The following is a 20,038-nucleotide window of genomic DNA, read 5'->3' as shown; positions in this document are numbered from 1 at the left end:
CTTCCCTAACTGGCTTTTATTGCCAAAAGCTCCAAAACCTATGGCGATTCCATATGTTAAAATTTAATTACCCTATTTACCTTTGAGAGGTGAGCGCGTAATTTCTTAAAATATTTTCCAAACTTATGATACAAAGGAATTTATATTTAGTAATTTCGCGTTTTGAAAAAATATTGGCATTTTTTTGGGATTTGAATTACGAATCTAATTTTCAATAAATGTTAAGAAAAGTTACCGTTCATCGGATGGATTAGCTCCTTGGCGATGAAAATTTACTAAACAACGAATAGTTCATAATTTGCTGTTAACTTAAAAAGAAGTTTGTTTTTTGACCGAACCAAATTCACTTGAAAAGAAAGACACATACATGAAAATTCCTGATTACAAAAAAAGGGCAGCCTTAGCTGCAGAAAATTGGAAACGTCTACAGGCTCAAAAAAATCAAAAATCAACTGATTTTAAAGATTCTCCTAAGACTAGTACAGAAATGGAAGATCAAAGTATCGAGCGAACAATGGCTGATCTTATTGACAAACTAGCAATACCAAAAACCAAGGTTAAAGGCATTAGTATAGTTAAAGAACAAAAGACGAATCAAGAGCTTCGTGATAGCGCTTAATTTTAACTGACCAACACAAATTTGCTTTAATAATTGGTAGCTGAATTATATCAAGTAGCCCAATTTGCTTCAAAGTAATACCCACAAAAAAAGCCTTCCAACTAGGAAAGCCTTTCATTGGCCCACACCTACTTAAGGTAAGGGTTACAACACAACGCTACAAAGATAACAAAGCTTTTTAGATATTTAGCAAGCAAGTGATGCTAAATAAATCGAATCCTACATTTTTAGGTTCTTCAGTTTTTGGTAAACCATACTTTTCTATAAACTCAAAATTTCTGTACCTTACTTGACGTATTTGCTACACAAATTAAATTTTATATGGAACCAAAAAAAAACTCTAGCTCAAGGCGTAAATTTCTTAAAAAAGCAACTTTAAGCACAACAGCAATAACTATTGCACCTACGATTTTCGCAAATTCGAAAAATCAAAAACTACAATTAAAGAGAGTCTACGATAATTCTTCTTATGTAATTAACGACCAAATTAATTTAGGCTTAATTGGATCAGGCATACAAGGTATTAATGACACCAATACCGCAATAAAGGTGGCCGGCGTTAAAATAGTTGCCGTTTGTGATTTATATACTGGCCGATTGGATCGAGCAAAAGAACTTTGGGGCGGCGATATTTTTACTACTAGAGATTATAGAAAATTATTAAATCGAAATGATATTGACGCTGTAATTGTGGCCACACCAGATCATTGGCATAAAAAAATCGCCATAGATGCACTTAAGGCGGGTAAACATGTTTATTGTGAAAAACCTATGGTTCATAAATGGGAAGATGGTCAGGCTATTATTTCTGCACATAAAGCTTCAGGTAAAATTTGCCAAATTGGTAGTCAAGGCATGGCTTCATTGGGAAATGAAAAAGCGAAACAATTGTATGAAGATGGTGCAATTGGTGATATAGTGATGGTAGATTTTTATAGTGACCGATTTTCTTCTGAAGGTTCATGGCAATATCCTATTCCACCTGATGCTACTGCTGACTCTGTTGATTTCGACACCTTTCTTGGCAATGCGCCTAAGACCCCATTTGAATTAAAACGATTTTTTAGATGGCGTAACTACCAAGATTATGGGACCGGAATTGCTGGAGACTTATTTGTACATGCGTTTTCAACTTTAAACCATGTTATCAGTTCACATGGACCAAATAGAGCTCAAGCAACTGGCGGCTTACGTTATTGGAAAGATGGCCGTGATGTTCCTGATGTAAGTTTAACACTTTATGATTATCCAAAAACCGATACTCATGCCGCTTTTAATGCGGCCTTTAGGATCAACTTTATTGCTGGAAATGGTGGAGGTGGTGGCTTTAAGCTAACTGGAACCGAAGGAGAATTACATGTAGGCCAAAATTCAGTTAAATTAAAAAGAGCAAAATTAGGTTTGGTACCACAAGCCTATTCGCTGGTAGCTTATACTGAAGAAACGCAGAAAAAAATTATTGCCGATTACGATGCACAAAATTTAGGCAGCAGAAATTCACAGCTCAATACAGGTGAAACTTCATGGAAAGCATCAAACGATTACAAGGGAGGTCATTACGATCATTTTTATAATTTTTTCCAAGCCATCCGAGGTAAAGGTAAAATTATTCAAGACCCAACATTCGGACTTAGAGCCGGAGGTGCTTCGCTATTGGCGAACTATAGTTATTTTGGCAAAAAAGCCGTTATCTGGGACCCAACAGCCATGAAGATGATTTAATAATTGTTTCATTCGATTCACACCTAGTAATACTTAAATATTCGGGTATGATATACTAACCAAATGAGAATTCTGTTATAATTCAAACTAATTGCTGATTGGATGCCTTCAGGGTTTACATTTCGCATTCTATATCTTATTTTTACAATTCATAAAAACACATACATGACCTTACTTTTAATGGCTGCAGGAAGTGGTAGCCGATATGGAAAACTAAAACAATTTGATGATTTAGGCCCTAATGGTGAATTCTTAATGGAATTTGGCATATATGATTCTATCAAAAATGGATTTGAACATATTGTGGTAATTACAAAAAAAGAACATGTTGCGTTTTTAGAAGAACATCTTAGACCTCGTTTACCTGAAAATATTGAGCTTGATGTATTAGCACAAGAAGTTACAGATTTACCGCACGGATGCACTTTTGACGGTGAACGTCCAAAACCTTGGGGAACTGCTCATGCAGTTTGGACAGCTAGAAACGTTATTGACGGACCATTTGCTGTTCTTAATGCTGATGACTTTTACGGGCAACCAGCATATGAAAATGCCGCCAATTTCATGAGAGCACATCATGATGACAATTGCTATGCACTTGTTGGTTACACTTTAAAAGATACACTTTCTGAACACGGATCGGTTTCAAGAGGTGTTTGCGAGGTAAATGGTGATGATTTAGTATCTGTTAATGAACGCTTGAAGTTAGTACCAAAAGATGGTAGTGTTTATGATGAAGATTCAAAAAATACTTATACTGGCGAAGAGCATGTAAGTATGAATTTCTGGGTTTGCAAGCCTTCTATTTTTGAAAAAATTGAAAGTGATTTTAGAACCTTTCTTGCTGATGACAAATTAGCAAAAACTAGCGAACTCTATATTCCGAAAACTATTCAAGAAATGTTGCAAGCTGGTGAGATAGAAGTAAAAGTTGTTCCTTCGGGTGGTGAATGGTTTGGTGTTACTTATGCTAGTGATCGCGAAGTAGCCGTAGCTAGCTTACAGCAGAAAACAGATGCCGGAAAATACGTTGCTCCCCTTTGGCCATAAGGATGAGTAATTTCACAGATAACATATTAATTGGTTTGTTGGCTAATTTCTCAATAGCCAACAAAGAGTACACTTTTAAGCCATTAACTGATGGTTTTATAAATGATACTTTTTTGGTTTTAACTGATGATAAACCTTTGTATATTTTACAGCGGGTAAATCACCTTGTTTTTAAAAATATTGACGGCCTAATGAATAATATTCATAATGCCCTTGAGAATTTAGACGATGTTGATTACCATAAAATCACGCTCGTAAAGACACAAGACGGAAAGAGTTTTTACGAAAACAATGAAGACGACAAAGCGTATTGGCGCCTAATGACTTACATCAACGAAAGCACTACTTACAATACAACTGAAAACCAAGAAATAGCTTTTGAAGCTGGCCGAGTTATTGGAAAATTTCATGTTCTTTTAAACGACATTAAGGTTGACAACTATATCGATACCATACCTAGATTTCATGATTTAGAGCTTCGAAAATCTCAATTTGAAGAAGCTTTGCAGAATGCACAACAGCATAAAAAAGAGGTTGCAGCAATAGATATTGATTTTGCAATTGAAACGTTGTCAAAGTTATCCGCAATGCGTCAAGTTGAATTACCAACTAGAATTTGCCATAATGATACCAAACTAAACAATATTCTCTTTTCTCAAAAGGACAGTAAAGCACTTTGTCTTATCGATTTAGACACAATTATGAAAGGTAAGTTTCATTATGATTTTGGCGATGCCGTGCGCACCATTGTCAATACAGCACCTGAAGACGAACAACAACATGATAAAATCACTTTCAAAAAATCACTTTTTGAATCTTTTGTTAGTGGCATAGCTTCAAATGGAGCCTTTCTCTCTAAGGAAGAAATAGACGCATTGCCTTATGGTGCAATATTACTTCCATTTTTACACGGATTACGAGCACTTACTGACTATCTAAATAATAATATATATTACAAAGTAGCCTACGAAAATCAAAACTTAGACCGAAGCAGAAGCCTTTTTGACTTTACCAAAAAGGCCATAAATAATCTTGACTTCATGAAAGAAGTTACAACTGAGAAGCTTCTTAGTTAGTAGTTCCAAATTTATAGATACATACTGAATGATAATTCTCACCCGGTTCTAAAACAGTACTCGGAAATTCAGGGTGATTTGGTGAATCAGGATAATGTTGCGTCTCTAAACAAAAGCTACCCCTAGACTCATATGCTTTTTTTGATTTCCCTATAAAAGTGCCATTTAAAAAATTGCCAGAATAAAACTGCACGCCAGGTTCATTGGTGTAAACTTCTAGCGTACGACCACTTTCAGGCTCTACTACTTTGGCAGCTAAAACATGGCCGTCTGCATTTACAGGAAGACTATTCAGTACAAAATTATGATCATAACCTTTACCGTAATTTAATTGCTCGTTTTCAGCATCTATATCTTGACCAATTGGTTTCGGATTTCTAAAATCAAAGGCCGTACCTTCTACTTTTCTAATTTCACCTGTAGGTATTAAACCATCACCTACTGGTGTATATGCATCGGCATTAATCATCATTACGTGCTTATTAACATTGCCTGAAGATTCGCCAGCTAAATTAAAAAATGAATGATGTGTTAAATTGATAACCGTTGCTTTATCAGTTGTAGCCTTATAATCTATTTCTAATTCATTATCATCAGTTAATTGATAACTGACAATTACTTTAAGATTACCAGGGTAACCTTCTTCCATATCAGGTGATACTCTTGAAAAGACAATAGAATTATCCGAATGCTCATCTACATCCCAAACAACCGCATTAAAACCTTTTGTTCCGCCATGCAAGTGATTACCATTGTTATTGCCAACAAGTGAATATTTTGTTCCTTTTAATTCAAATTCACCATTGGCTATTCTGTTTCCATACCGACCAATAGTTGCACCAAAAAATGCTCCACCTGGCGCCATAAATCCTTCGAGTTTATCAGGCCCTAAAACAACATCAGCAAAATCACCATTCTTATCAGGCACATAAAGTGAAATTAATCGTTGTCCGAAATTGGTAAAAGTGACTTCCAATCCGTTGGCATTTGTCAATGTGTAAAACTTAGTTTTCACCCCATCAATATCTTTTTCAAAATCAGAAGGGTTTAATGAATGTAAGCTCTTTTTAGATGTAGCCTCAGTATTATCTTGCATAGTTGTTGATTTCTTATTTTGTTTACAAGAAGAAAATAGTACTGCAATTAATAGTATGGTAACGACTTTCTTCATTTTAGTTGTTTTAGTTGAATTACGAATGAACATTGTCATTCAATTATTTTAGCGGTTTTATCTGATACAAATTTTACTAACATAGGTATGGCAGGATACACCATATTATGTCCATAGCCATCCATCTCATATAGTGTAATATCTTCATGCCCCACCACCTTCATCATTCTATAAAAATAAGCAACCTCTTCATATCTTCCTAAAAGTTCACGCTCTCTATCACCAGTTATTAAAAGTGTGGCCGGTGCATCTTTTCGTACATGAAATAATGGCGCATATTTATCAATTGTTGGTTGCGTGCCCTCAATACCTTGTTCTTTTCGTACAGTAAAATGAGTTATTGTATGTCCGCTAAAAGGTATTAACCCAGCAATATCATTAGCATCAATATTAAATGCTGCTAAGTAACTTTTATCAAGACTAACCATACTTGCTAAATATCCCCCGGCTGAATGTCCTGAAACGAAAATAGCATCTTTTCTGCCTCCATATTTTTCAATAGTATTGAAGGTCCACGCAACGGCAGCAGCGGCATCTTTTATATATTCAGGTTGTTTTACCTTCGGATATAATCTATAATTTACAGTTACTACTATTACATTCTGTTTTAAAAGACCTTCAGGTATGTTTTTATTCCCAGCAGTAATTCCGCCGCCATGAAACCAAACTACAGTCGCCACATTTGTACCGTCTTTTGGGTAGTAAACATCTAACTTGCATCTTTCTGAAATATATGTATCAGTTTTAATGATATCATCTGCATAATACGGAATGTCTTTTTCAAGTGCATATTCAGTCTCTTGCGCAACAAGATTGGTTGCACCAATTACAAAACATAGGAAAAGTAAAATATTCTTTAACATCAAAAATTGCTTTGCTTTAAAAATAGTGACAATTTGGTTATCAAAATTGAACTAACTAATAATTCAACAGAATTGTTTGCTCTATATAATTTTTATACTTTGATACACTAATTAAAGTCGCCATTATGACAAAAAACATCAAAACGCTCTGCACCTTAGTATTATATTGTCTATTTCTCAGTCCAATTTTCGCACAAGACCACCCGAATAATGAAGGTTGGATTTCTTTGTTCAATGGAAAAAATTTTGATGGCTGGCAAGTTGGCGAAAATGCTGCTACCTTTTCAATTGTTGATGGCACTATAAAAGTAGCCGGACCTAAAGCGCATTTATTTTATGTTGGCGATGTTGAAAACCACGATTTTAAAAATTTTGAATTCAAAGCTTCAGTAAAAACCAAACCTGGCGCCAATTCAGGCATCTATATACACACGAAATACCAAGAAGCAAGTTGGCCTCTTCATGGTTATGAAGTGCAAGTAAACAACTCACAAGGAGATTGGAGACGTACAGGTAGTTTATATAGCATTGTTGATGTAAAAGAAACGTATGTAAAAGATGATGAATGGTATACTGAATATATTAAAGTGGAAGGAAAACGGATAATTATTAAAATAAATGATATTGTAGTAGTTGATTACACAGAACCCGAAAAGCCATTACGAGAAGGAAATGGCGTATACCGAGTACTGACAAGCGGCACTTTTGCCCTGCAGGGGCACGATCCAAACAGTGTTATTTACTATAAAGACATTATGGTAAAACCCCTTTAAGACGAATTTTTAATATTTTAATCTGATTTTAAAGAAAAATGTTTGCGCAATTGAATAAGCAATGTATATTTGCACACGCTTTGCAAAAAGCATTTGAACAAGATTTGAATCTGACTGTTGTCAGAGTTAGCCTTAGGCAAATAAAATCATTGGTCTGGTAGTTCAGTTGGTTAGAATACCTGCCTGTCACGCAGGGGGTCGCGGGTTCGAGTCCCGTCCAGACCGCAAAAGCCTTCAACACAAGTTGAAGGCTTTTTTTATTCACCGTATTTACATATTTCTAAAGTAGTCATCCATTTAAAATATTAATATATTTTACCGATTAGTTGTTATTGTAATAACCTAATACAAAGACCTCTAAAGGGCAAATTAATTCAAAAAAACTAATGGTGAAAAATAGACAAATAGAATAGCACGTACAACACTAAGCACATGCATAAATTTCGCAATACCTTCTCTTATAAATCTTTACAATACACCTATGATATTTAGCTATAGCATATGTTCCTTCATAACTGACAAATAAAAATAAAATAGGTTTATTATATATAAAGCAATGTGTATAATATTCTAATTGCTCAAGGTTTATGCAATTTAAAACAAATTGTAGTTATTTAAGACCACATTATTTATAGCAAATTTGTCATAGTATATTATATTGTTTTTCTACTTACTCCAAAAGCACAAAATTCCATTAAAAAGCATATTGCTTAATGGTAATAATTCCGATTACAAATATGGCCGCAAGCATTTAATTCAAGGTTCAAAGTATTCCCTAATTGCTTGAAAAATTATTGAGACTGCTTTTTTTCCTACAATTCTTACAAAATTATTATATTTAACGCGTCATATTTAGAAGAATCCTCTGACGCAAATATTGAACTAAACAAATAATATGAATCAGAATGACCTAAAAACGGTTAAATATTAATATGTAATTATATTAAATAAATAAAAACCTCTAAAAACCCAATCAATGAAATCAATGTTTATTAACAAATACGGTCTTATTTTAGTAATAATATTTTATTTTTTTTCCAATGTACAGGTTTTTGCTCAAGGAAAAAGCCCCTATATTTCAGGAAATAGCTACCCAGTCATGCATGTAGTTGAAGTATCATTTACAAGCCAGGCACAATACAATAGTAATTTTAGCGCCTATCTGGATGTAGATGTTTGGGTAAATTTAACGGGGCCTGGAGGCACCTATAAGATTCCTGTATTCTGGGATGGTGGCAATGTCTTTCGAGCCCGTTTAGTCGCTACTTCAACTGGAACTTGGAATTGGAGCATAGACGAGAGCAGCGTCACCAATTCAGATCAGGGTTTTATAGGGAATAATGTGAAAAGTGGTTCATTTAATGCCACTCCTGCGGGAAATACAAGTGCAAATCCTAATAACCACGGGTTTATAAGAGTTGCGGCCAACAACCGAACTTTAGAGTATGCCGATGGCGCGCCATTCTTTTATACGGCAGATACTTCTTGGTCTGCATTGACCGCGGTGTTTGGTTTTAATCAGGCAAATACCATAACCGATATATCTTTTCAAGACTATATTTTGGCAAGAAAAAACCAGGGTTTTAATGGACTTAATGTAATTGCCAGTTTTCCGGATGACACCTACTTGGATGAACTGGGAAGAAACCGAGACCAACCAGGGACTGAATCGGGATTGTGGTCAAATGCTACTGACAGGATGAAGGTAGGTCCTAACGGAGAAACACCGTTCGAGATGAAAGCCCCTCCAGAATCATTTACCCATTGGAATGATGAGGTCAACTACAAAAAAATCAATCCAACCTATTGGCAATCTGTTGACGAACGAATGCAGTTTTTGGCTGACCAAGGATTTGTGACCTTATTCGAAACAATACGACGGCATGAGCGTTGGCCCTTTCGCACCCAGCAGAGTGAAAAAGATGCCTTTTATAATTATGTCCGCTATCTATGGGCACGATATGGCTGTTACAACATGATTTTTAGCTGGGTGCACCATGATACGAATGCTTTTAATGTCTATCCCCAGTGGCGAGATGAATTGGTAAAACCTGCACACCTTAAATTAAGCGCAAGGCTAGGAAATCGGATGCCTTATGGACAACCTAGAACTGCAATGTCTTTTAACACATCTTTAAATAATTGGGAAAGAGATATACCTGATGCGCTTGACATTCAAAATGTTAGTAATGCTGAAAGGGATGAAGATATGCATAGATGGTTGGCAGACATATATTATTATCGACCTGACCAACCTAATCAACCGACAACGGTGAAACCTGCCCTTAATTTGGAGCCGTTTTACCCAGGTTGGGGTCTACATTCAAATAATGAGATAAACAATGGTCTAAATGATGCTACCATGGCGCAAATGCAGATGTATGGCTCGGTACTTAGTGGTGGCTTGGCAGGCCATGCATGGGGAGATGTATGGTATGCAGGTGCAGCATCTTCAACTTCGAATAGAATCGTTAGAGAAGACAATCCCCAGGTGAACGCATTGGGTGCATTCGTATCAGAAATTACTGGCCAGACAACAAATTTTGAATCACAGGCCATGGGCCATTTAAAAAGTTTTATATTGGATGCTGGCCATGAGTATGAGCGATTGATTCCGGCAGCAGAATCTAATCTAAACAACAACCAGAACTACGTTCAGACCTTATCCATATCTGATGATAAGGCATTTGCATTAGGATTTTTGACTACTAGTTATAGCATACCTACTTTAACAAATCTATTAACGTCAGAACCCTATCGGTTTGAATGGTGGGATGTAACCAATGGGGGTTGGACAAATGCAGGTGATCTAACAACTACTTCTGGAGGTCAACTTACAATTCCTAATCGACCAGATAACACGAAAAACTGGGCGTATCGTATTCGATCATTAGATTATATAAATGGAAATCCGACTCCAAATAGCACAGCAATTCGAATAAATACTGGAGGAACGGGAGTTAATTATAATGGAGACAACTATCTACCCGATAACCATTACGATACTGGCACTTCATTAGACAGACCTGAGACAGGCCTTCCAGAACCCTTTCAGTCCATCCGTTACAGCTCATCTGAAGTTATGAGTTATGATATTCCGTTGGACAATGGAGACTATACTGTGCACTTACATTTTGCTGAAATTTGGTTCGGAGCTACTGGTGGCGGAAGTGGAGGAACCGGTAGCCGAATTTTTGACGTAAGCATCGAAGGTCAATTAGCCGAAGACAATTTAGATGTGTTTGCAGAGGTGGGAGCTGAAACCTTACTAACTAGGACTCACACTGTAAGCATAACAGATGGAGTTCTAAATATCGATTTCGATTCAAGGAACGCCGTAGGTGGTGAAAGGCACCCCATTATTAACGCCATTGAAATTTTGGAAATTGAAGCTGGAGACCCTCCCATTGCAAATGCAGGATCCGACCAAACGACTACACTACCAAATAATAGTCTGCAACTTACAGGCTCAGGTAGTGATCCAGATGGCGGTAACATTACTTATTCTTGGTCCCAAAATTCAGGTCCATCTACGGCTACTATCACTGGAGCAACTTCGGCCACACCAACAATTTCGAATTTACAAGAAGGCTCATATATATTTGAACTTATCGTAACTGATGATGAAACTGAAACCACTTCAGATACGGTTACAATTTCGGTAAATCCAGAACCAAACACCAATAGTTTCGCGTTGCGCATCAACACTGGTGGAGCTGTGACTACCTATAATGGAAACAACTATATGGCTGATAACTATTTCGACACGGGAAGTACCTTAGATAGACCGCAAACAGGACTTCCAGCACCCATGAAATCCATACGATACAGCACATCTGAGATTATGGGCTATGATATTCCACTAAGCAATGGGGATTATACCGTTAACTTACACTTTGCTGAAATTTGGTTTGGTGCTACTGGTGGCGGTAGTGGCGGTATAGGCAGTCGTGTATTCGATGTGAACTTAGAAAGCACATTAGTTGAAGACAATTTAGATGTTTTCGCCCAAGTTGGAGCAGAGGCTGTGCTCACCAAGTCATACACTGTAACTATTACCGATGGGCAACTGAACATCGATTTTGATTCAAGAACCGCAGTAGGTGGGAATAGACACCCTATCATTAATGCCATTGAGATTTTAGGAATCGAAGATAATGGTACAGCTGGCGACCTAGTTGGTCACTGGCCATTAGATGAACAAAACGGCGCAATTGCGAGTGATATGAGTGGTGAAGACAATGACGGAACACTTGTAAATGGTGTAAATTTCACTAATGATAGTACAAATGGCCAAATAGGTGATGCCTTGTCTTTTGATGGATTTAACGATCATATTACTTTACCTAATATCGATGATGGAATGCAAACTGGCTTTTCAGTTTCCGCTTGGATTAATCCATCGAATACTAATGGTTACCAAGGAATTACTGGAACTAATTCTAGTCAAGGTTTCATGACATTTGTCCATAACGGCAAACTTGGTTTTGCCTTAAAAACCAATACAGGTCGTAAACTAATGAGTCATGGTACAATTGTTGCAAGTCAGTGGCAGCATATCGCAGTCACTTACGACGGCAATACCATGTCTTGGTTTGTTAATGGATTACCAGTAGGAACCTTAAACCACACAGGCACTCTTTTAGATCAAAACACAGGCTATATCGGCTATTCAGGTTATGCTCAAGAATATTTTAATGGAAAACTTGATGATGTTAGAATCTTTGAAAGCGCTCTATCGAATAATCAAATCAATGATATTTATTCAGAAAGCTTAACACCGCTTCCTGATAGTGTTGGCTATTGGCCATTTGACGAACAAAATGGTACAACTGCAAACGATATAAGTGGAGAAGGAAATGACGGACTACTTATAAATGGTTTTAATTTTAATAACAATAGTGCAAATGGCCAAATAGCAGGTGCGTTGACATTTGATGGATTAGACGACCAGATTAACTTACCAGATATTGATAATGACTTGAATGAAGGTTTTTCTCTGTCTGCCTGGATTAATCCAACTAATACAAATGGTTATCATGCAATTGCTGGCACCGATACATCATCAGGATTTATGACATTTGTTCATAACGGTAAGCTTACATTTGTTTTACGTACGGATACTGGTCGTGAGATTAAGGACTTTGGCTCAATTGTTTCAAACCAATGGCAACATATTGCTGTAACGTACGACGGAAGTACCATGTCATGGTATATTGATGGAATATTAGTTGGCACTCACGCTCATGATGGACAGGTATCAGATCGTAGTAATGGATATATTGGTTGGTCAGGTTATAGTAATGAATTTTTCGAAGGTATTATTGATGAAGTTAAACTATATAACGATGAACTATCACAAACACAGGTATCTGTTTTATATAATGAGAGTAATACAACATCAAGTAATTTAAAGGCAAGAATATGGCAAACATCCATAATAAATAATGGTTACCTTTCCGCTTTTGTTCATCCCAACCCTACCACAGGTAAATTTAGAATAACGGGTATTCCCATTGGAGATAAAGAGATAATAGTTACAGATTTCTCTAATCGTGTAATAATAACTCTAAAAACTGATGAACATGAACCCGAAATAGACCTTTCCATTTATCCTAAAGGTATTTACATAATTAAATCGTTGCAAAACAAATCAGAACAAATTTTAAAAGTTATTAAGGAATAAAGGAATATTTTTCTTATCAAGAATATGAACAAATGGTGACAAAGGTGTCGCGGGTTCGAGTCCCGTCCAGACCGCAAAAGCCTTCAACGCAAGTTGAAGGCTTTTTCTTTTTACATTCTAAATCTTTTTTGAAATTTCGATACTTGAATAAACTGATAAATAGACAATAGTAGATTCTCCACTATATTACCATCCTAACACATATAACTATTTGTTGGATATATTCACTTCTCCCATTGAATACCAACCTTCATCATTAATTCCCTCAATTGCTAATTTTACACGAGATTCAAACATCACTGGATCAACAATTGCTACCTCTATTTGATAATCTCCGAGTGGCATATCATTGGGTATGTATAGCTTATCCTCTAAATAAACATCACCAGGTAACCAATCTCTAATATCTACATTAAAAGAAAATACTTTTGTTGTTGTTTTATTCTTTAATCGAACTGCAAATTTATAGTCTTTATAAATTGGTGCTACACCTTTGTTTTCTATCCAGCCTTTAATTAATAACTGACCGTGAGGCTTTATCTTGGATGGATAAGAAAATTTTCTTAAAACAAATCGATATCCCATTTTCTTTAACCAATCGTTAACCAGCGGACTCCATCTTTCGGGAACAGGAGAGCTTTTAGCATTGAAGGAAGACACATGCCATTTTAATGCTTGTTCAAAAATATAATTAACGTCTTTTTCATCATATTTCTCATTTTCTAACCACCTTAAAAAGGTGTGACATATTTCCATTGTAATGGGTGCTTTTTTCCATGCTTCACTCATTCCACTTCTAATAATATCTTGAGGATATATATCTCCCATATGACTAAATGTAGGCTTATAACCTAAATCACCTAAACAATCTATTCGCCAACCTAAATTTCTCATATTTGAACCCTCCCCATTATTAGTTCCATCAGGCCAATACGCAGCTATATTAGTGCCTTTCACCAATCGTTCTGGACGGGGAGCGTCGCCATTTAAAGGCTGAAAAATTAAATGTGTTTTCTTGAAATTATCTAAATAAGAATTAATAAGAGATAATCTTGTTTTATCTGCTAGCAAATACATACCTGACCCTTCACCACACAATCCAACAATAGAAACATCAACAGCTTCTAGGTCTGGATGTCCATCATATCGTTGCCCAAGCGCCGCAATCATACCTCCAAAATAACGGATGTACTCAGGACTTTCAGGGTCAACTCTCCAGCTTTTAATTTTAAGATTTTCTTTACCTACTATTTCTTTATACCAAATAGGGGCATCTTTGACACCTTCACCATCATAGGGTGAAATACGAAGCATTAAAGTTTGCCCTCTTTCTGCTGACGTCTTTAGAGCCTTATCGATCAGATCCCAATTATAGACCCCTGGCCCCGTTTCAAGGAAATTCCACACAACACGATAATAGGCAATACTTGTATTCGGGTAGTCTTTATTTGATAAATCTCCATTAAATTCTTGATATTCTATAGGATATCCTTCGGTCCATCCATTTCCGGAATTTAATTCATCACCATTAAATCGTTGAAATGTTGTAAAACCAATTCCTGGATTATTTAAAACATCATTTATTTCTTTAGGATAAACCTTTACTACTTTCGAAGTAGTACTTTGTCCGAAAAGTGAAGTTCCGTTTGCTAAAAAAAGTAATAAACAAATAATTGGTAAAATCTTGTATTCCTTCATTTTTAAAGTCATAGTATTTATTTTTCGCGCAGAGCTTACCCTAAAAATCATCAAGTTGCGAAATTTTAGTATTTAACAAAAATAGAGTAGTACAAAAAGGGAAAGGAAAATTAATTCCTTTCCCCTCTTTCAATCAACTCAACACTCAATTTTCATATTGCTAATGTTTACCTTACGACAGCAATACTATTTATTATCCCACCATACTTTTGTGGTGTAACTATCACCATTACTCAAAGTAGACACAGCGGCTTCATAATTATCTTTATTTACCAATTGTTCTTCAGAAGAATAAATTAATCTTCTAGGAATCTGTTGAGCACCTCCTGCAAAGGGCCCAGGGTTCAAAACAGGGTAACCGGTTCTTCTCCATTCTGACCAAGCCTCTTGATTTCTTCCAAACAAATGAATCCACTTCTGCGTCATTATTTTTTCCAATTTCTGCTCTTTGGTCCCCGTCAGTGAAAATTCAGATGTGGCATAAGCTGTAGGTATGTCGGCTTCTAAAATATTAAAAGGCTCCATAGACATTGCTGCAAGCACGCCTTGTTTGTAAAAATTTTCAGCATCTACTTCTGTAAAGCCTGCCCAATTTTCAAGTGCCGCCTCTGCTTTAAAGAAACAAACTTCAGCATAACTAAATGCATACACTGGAATTTCATAACTATCATCAAAATAAATTGATGGTGTTGAAAACTGATTACGTATAATACCAGAATAGTAGTCATCAGTTTCTGCCACTTTTATGCCTTGATATTCAGGCAATAGACCAGCAACATTTGGCGCTACCAATAATGGTAATCTTGGATCGTCTGTCGCTACTAGCACATCAACAAACTTTTCAGCCAAATAAAACAAATCAGGACTACCCGACGAAAATTGACGTAGGTTAGGATTTCTATTACTTGTGATATCATTACTTGTTGGCACTTTTGCGTTCTCAGAATTATTGTCGATTAATAATCCAGACAAAGCACTTTCTACAGTAGCTTTTGCCAATGCTGCGTCTGCATATTTAATTCGCATACCTAATCTTAATTTGAGTGAATTTGCAAACTTTGTCCAAAGTGCAACATCACCATTATAAAAGAGATCTGCATTACCAAAAGATTCATCAGATGCATTTAACTGGGCCTTAGCAGCATCAAGCTCAACAATTAATGATTGATAGATACTTTCTTGCGAATCATACTTTGGCTGCGTTATTATATCTTCAATAGGTCTTGAAGATTCAGTATAAGGTATTGGGCCAAATTTATCAGTCAGATTCTGCCAAGTATATATCTCCATTATTTTCGCGATTGCGAGCTTTGTTCTACCTTTTGGATCATCTTCTAAGCCTTCAAGTAGTTCATGTTTAATTAGAGCTAAACTTCTTAATTTATCATAACTATCAAAATCAAATGGTTGTGCTATATACCTTGATTGGCCTAAGATTTGACCTCCTGCCCAATGCTGAACCCATGACCCTTGAATATTATTAGGCAACTCTCCTAGCTCAGACAAAATAATATTCTTTTGCACATCTGAAAGCAACAAACCAGGGTCTACAGAAACTACCGATTTTGGTGGTGTATTAAGTTCTTCAAAGTCATCAGTACAACCAGACTGCAAGAAAACAAAAGCTAAAAACACTGCAATTTGCAAGGTACTACTTACTATATTTTTATTATTCTTCATAATTTATGTGTTTTTAAAATCCTAAATTCAAATTAATTCCAAAGGTTCTCAATAATGGAAGTGCGGTAGATTCTAGACCTACTGAAGAATTATTCACGTTAAACGCACTTGCTTCAGGAGCAAAACCGTCAGTATGCCTTTCAAAATAGAAAAGGTTTCTGCCATAAATTGAGATTCCTATATTTTCAAAAGGAGTTTTTGAAAGAATCTTTTGTGGTAGCTGGTATGCAATGGTCATTTCTCGCATAGAAATATAACTAGCATCTTGTAACATTTCCTCAGAAATAACATCTTCTTTGGTACTTGCCACTACATTCCAATAATCTTGGGCGTTTACTTGTTGCGCATTTCTCACTCCTGTACTTACCCATTCACCGGCAACATTCTTTTCTGCAATCACACCATCGGCAACATAAGTTCCATCTCTACCTTCAACAGTTTTATTGGTGGTACCATAAATAATTTCTTCACGTAAACTTTGTGAATATATTTGCCCTCCTTGTCTTATATCTACAAGCGCCGATAATGACAAGTTTTTATATCTGAAAGTATTAGAGAATCCGCCAGTCCAATCTGGCAAAGCATTTCCAATACGGTGTGGAGATTTATCATCTGTTTTCAGTGGTAGACCACTTAAAGGGTCAATTAATATATTACCTGCATCGTCTTTCAACCAAGCAAAGCTTGTACCGTACAATTCGCCAAATGCCTCACCTGGTATTGCCAGAACGCTGACACCTCTATCATCACCAAGCAAAAAAGACTCAACCCCATCAGCCAAAGTGACCACCTGATTTTTATTTTTGGCAAAACTAAAAGATGTTTCCCAGCTAAATCCACTTTCTAATTCTATGGGCGTGGCAGTCACTAATGCTTCCAGTCCCTTATTCGTAATTTCTCCAGAATTGAACCTGTAATTATTATAATTAGTCGTTTCAGAAACAGGTACACTAACAATTTGATTTTCAGTACTAGCAGAATAATAGGTAAAATTAAACCCTAAACGATTTTGAAACAGATTAAGATCTGCACCAAACTCATAAGAGGTAGTCAGCTCATTTTTTAAATTTGGATCCACAATCGTTTGCGAAAAAGTAGCTGTCGGACGACCCACAAAACTATTGCTAGCAACAGAATAAGCGCCAGTTAGTTGATATGGATCACCAGAATTACCTGCCTGCGCAACAGACCCTCTTAATTTCAGAAAAGTCAAAAAAGGACTTGAAATATTTAAGGCATCACTTACTACTACACTAGCACTAACAGATGGGTAAAAGAACGAATTATTATCTTTTGCCAAAGTTGATGACCAATCGTTTCTTCCGGTAATGTCAACATATAGATAATTCTTATATGACATTTGTGCTAAACCATAAACCGATTGAATCTCTGATTCAACAAGATCGTATATTGGGGTAACCTGCTCTGTGTTCTGAATTATATAAAGGTCTGGCACTTTAAAGCGCTGCCCTGTACTGCCTACGCGTCTGAAGAATTTGCTCTGAAGACTTGTACCTGCGCTAAATTCAATATTAAAATCACTTATAGGATTTAGTTTAAAAGTAGCCAAAGCCTCAAAATTATTATCATTTACCCTATCAACAACTTCTACGATATCACCTCTTTGGTCTGAAGTTATACGGGTACCGATAGCTCGGTATTCATGCCTTTGAAATGTATAACTATCTGTACCACCTCTTAAATTTAAACTGATATTTTTAGCAAAATCATAGTTCAAATTTAAAGATGCCAGAATACGATCTCTTTTGTCAGAGTTTCTCGTATTATTGATAGTCCAATATTGATTCGCAGTAGAGCCATTAGTTGCATAGGTTTTTTCATTCCCCGGTATTGCTCTACTTCCTACACCTAACGCACCAGTCAACTGCTCGGCTGTCCATGTATAATCTGCAAGCGATTCTGCGGCAATACTTCTTGGCTGACTTACTAGCAAATATGCTGGGTTCGCTGCAGCATCACTCAATTGCGGTCTATTGACCCCCGTTTGAATAGAATAGTTAATTTTTGCATCAAGTTTTAACTTCGGTGTCACTTGAGCGTTCACCCTCAAATTAAAAGTATTCCTTTTAATTTCATTGGTCGGCACATAACCGTCAACTTTAAAATTTGAAAAAGAAGAAAAATAAGTTACATCTTCATTACCACCTGTTAAGCTAACCGTATTATTTTGTGTAATTTGAGTCTCAAAGTACTCTTGAAAAGTATTGGGTTGAGCTACATATGGTAGCACATTACCAAATTGGTCTTCATATAATTCATTATTAAATGGGGCTCCCCAACTACCTCTGGTTAGCCTATTTCTACCAGCACTAGCTTTAGGAATTCCAGTAAAACCTCCTGCGATAGCATCTGTCATACTATAAATAGTACCATCATCAGCTCTTAAGTGTGTGAAATCACCATTTAAACCTTGACCATATGTGTTTTGAAAATCTGGCAATATAGCCGCGTCTCCTACCGAGAAAGCACTATTTATAGAAACGCCTATACCTCTTCTTGCCTTACCTGATTTTGTCGTAATCAAAATAACCCCGTTGCTTCCTCTTTGACCATATAATGAGGCTGCATTTGGCCCTTTTAATACCGAAATACTTTTTATATCATCTTGATTGATACTTGATATACCATCACCATAATCAGTTCCACCCCATTTAATGGCCTCGTCTCTTACGTCATTATTCAACGGAATACCATCAACCACATATAAAGGTTGACCATTACCTACCAAGGAATTATTACCACGAATAATTACTTTTGAAGAACCTCCTACTCCAGATGCCGATTGCGAAATATTAACACCTGCAACCTTTCCTGAAAGTGCATTTGCAACATTATAAGCTCCTGTTTTTTCTAGTTCACCCACCTGAGTAACCGAATAACCTACTGATTTCTCATCACGAGATATACCTAAAGCTGTTACAACAACTTCATCTAGCTTAGCAGAATCTTCTAATAAAGTTATTTGAACATTTGACTGACCATTTAACTGTAGTTCTTTTGTTGCAAAACCTACATAAGAAATAACAAGTATCGCATCTGTATCGGAAACTGAAATTGAAAAATTACCATCAAAATCAGTTGTAACACCATTAGTTGTGGCTTTTTCCACAATACTTGCACCTATTAACGGAAGACCGTTCTCATCTGTGACAGTACCTTCTACAGCATGTTCAACAACCACCTCATCTAGTTCTTTTTGAAGTTTTGGAGTTTTTGAAGCCTGTTGCGTATTCTTCGTTAAATGAATTAGCTTATCTCCGCCTACTACAGAAAAAACTGTTTTCGTATTTTTAAATACGCGTCTTAGAATATCATTAATTGTTTCTTTCTCTGCCTTAACAGTAATTGAACGACCTAAATCAACATCCTTGGTTTTATAAACAAATCTAAACTCGGTAGTATGTTCTATTTCATCAAGAAACCGTTCTACAGAAACGTTTTCCATTTCAAGGGTAATTTTTGTTAGCTGTGAATACGAATTAGCTTGCATGTTAAACATGGCGATAAAAATAAACAGCGTACTAATTTTCATCTTTAGGTCATATTGGAACAAAGGAGGTGTACCTCCTAAATTCGTAAGAAGATTTTTCATACTTTTATAGTGTTTTTGTGGTTTATCATTTGCGATTAATCACTTTATAGTCGGGAAATGTTACAGCATTTTCCGATTTTTTTTCTC

At 36.2% G+C, this 20,038-nt stretch carries 11 protein-coding genes and 1 tRNA gene; 7 read left to right on the top strand and 5 right to left on the bottom strand.

Annotation, left to right across the window (positions count from 1 at the left end; translation table 11 throughout):
* Window positions 1-328: 328 nt before the first annotated feature.
* From JQC67_RS05765 to JQC67_RS05750, 4 genes are all read left to right on the top strand, one after another.
* Complete coding sequence (locus JQC67_RS05765) at window positions 329-619, top strand: hypothetical protein (protein ID WP_203251895.1); 291 nt, start codon at window positions 329-331, stop codon at window positions 617-619.
* A 321-nt stretch (window positions 620-940) separates the two neighbouring features.
* Complete coding sequence (locus JQC67_RS05760; RefSeq protein ID WP_203251894.1) at window positions 941-2,341, top strand: Gfo/Idh/MocA family protein; 1,401 nt, start codon at window positions 941-943, stop codon at window positions 2,339-2,341.
* A 165-nt stretch (window positions 2,342-2,506) separates the two neighbouring features.
* On the top strand, window positions 2,507-3,391 hold the full coding sequence (locus JQC67_RS05755; RefSeq protein ID WP_203251893.1) for a nucleotidyltransferase family protein: 885 nt from the start codon (window positions 2,507-2,509) through the stop codon (window positions 3,389-3,391).
* A gap of 2 nt (window positions 3,392-3,393) precedes the next feature.
* Window positions 3,394-4,467 (top strand): phosphotransferase enzyme family protein, encoded by a 1,074-nt coding sequence (locus tag JQC67_RS05750; RefSeq protein ID WP_203251892.1) that lies wholly within the window; start codon window positions 3,394-3,396, stop codon window positions 4,465-4,467.
* Here the strand turns inward: JQC67_RS05750 and JQC67_RS05745 are convergent.
* Window positions 4,460-5,638 (bottom strand): aldose epimerase family protein, encoded by a 1,179-nt coding sequence (locus tag JQC67_RS05745; protein WP_203251891.1) that lies wholly within the window; start codon window positions 5,636-5,638, stop codon window positions 4,460-4,462. The genes JQC67_RS05750 and JQC67_RS05745 overlap by 8 nt on opposite strands.
* Window positions 5,639-5,673: 35 nt before the next feature.
* Window positions 5,674-6,501: an alpha/beta hydrolase gene (locus JQC67_RS05740; protein ID WP_203251890.1), complete on the bottom strand. Its 828-nt coding sequence runs from the start codon at window positions 6,499-6,501 to the stop codon at window positions 5,674-5,676.
* Between the two features lie 125 nt (window positions 6,502-6,626).
* Here JQC67_RS05740 and JQC67_RS05735 point away from each other — a divergent pair, with 125 nt between their 5' ends.
* From JQC67_RS05735 to JQC67_RS05725, 3 genes are all read left to right on the top strand, one after another.
* A complete protein-coding gene (locus JQC67_RS05735; protein WP_203251889.1) occupies window positions 6,627-7,274 on the top strand; it encodes a 3-keto-disaccharide hydrolase in 648 nt (215 codons plus the stop codon).
* Between the two features lie 151 nt (window positions 7,275-7,425).
* Window positions 7,426-7,499 (top strand) — tRNA-Asp (locus tag JQC67_RS05730).
* 751 nt (window positions 7,500-8,250) lie between these two features.
* Complete coding sequence (locus JQC67_RS05725) at window positions 8,251-12,960, top strand: malectin domain-containing carbohydrate-binding protein (protein ID WP_203251888.1); 4,710 nt, start codon at window positions 8,251-8,253, stop codon at window positions 12,958-12,960.
* A 207-nt stretch (window positions 12,961-13,167) separates the two neighbouring features.
* Here the strand turns inward: JQC67_RS05725 and JQC67_RS05720 are convergent, their stop codons facing one another.
* The 3 genes from JQC67_RS05720 to JQC67_RS05710 all read right to left on the bottom strand — a co-directional run bounded on the left by JQC67_RS05720 (window position 13,168) and on the right by JQC67_RS05710 (window position 19,951).
* The gene (locus JQC67_RS05720) at window positions 13,168-14,658 is read right to left on the bottom strand and encodes a DUF4832 domain-containing protein (RefSeq protein WP_203251887.1); all 1,491 of its coding nucleotides are present in this window, start codon (window positions 14,656-14,658) and stop codon (window positions 13,168-13,170) included.
* Between the two features lie 186 nt (window positions 14,659-14,844).
* Window positions 14,845-16,338, bottom strand: a complete 1,494-nt coding sequence (locus tag JQC67_RS05715) for a SusD/RagB family nutrient-binding outer membrane lipoprotein (RefSeq protein WP_203251886.1) — start codon at window positions 16,336-16,338, stop codon at window positions 14,845-14,847.
* Window positions 16,339-16,351: 13 nt separating this feature from the next.
* Window positions 16,352-19,951, bottom strand: coding sequence for a SusC/RagA family TonB-linked outer membrane protein (locus tag JQC67_RS05710; RefSeq protein ID WP_203251885.1), 3,600 nt, complete (start codon window positions 19,949-19,951; stop codon window positions 16,352-16,354).
* Window positions 19,952-20,038 lie beyond the last annotated feature (87 nt).

The sequence above is a fragment of the Aurantibacter crassamenti genome, from assembly GCF_016811105.1.
GTDB classification, from domain to species: Bacteria; Bacteroidota; Bacteroidia; order Flavobacteriales; family Flavobacteriaceae; genus Aurantibacter_A; species Aurantibacter_A crassamenti.
Note: the sequence above shows the minus strand (reverse complement) of the source record. Positions and strands in the feature narration are given on the sequence as shown.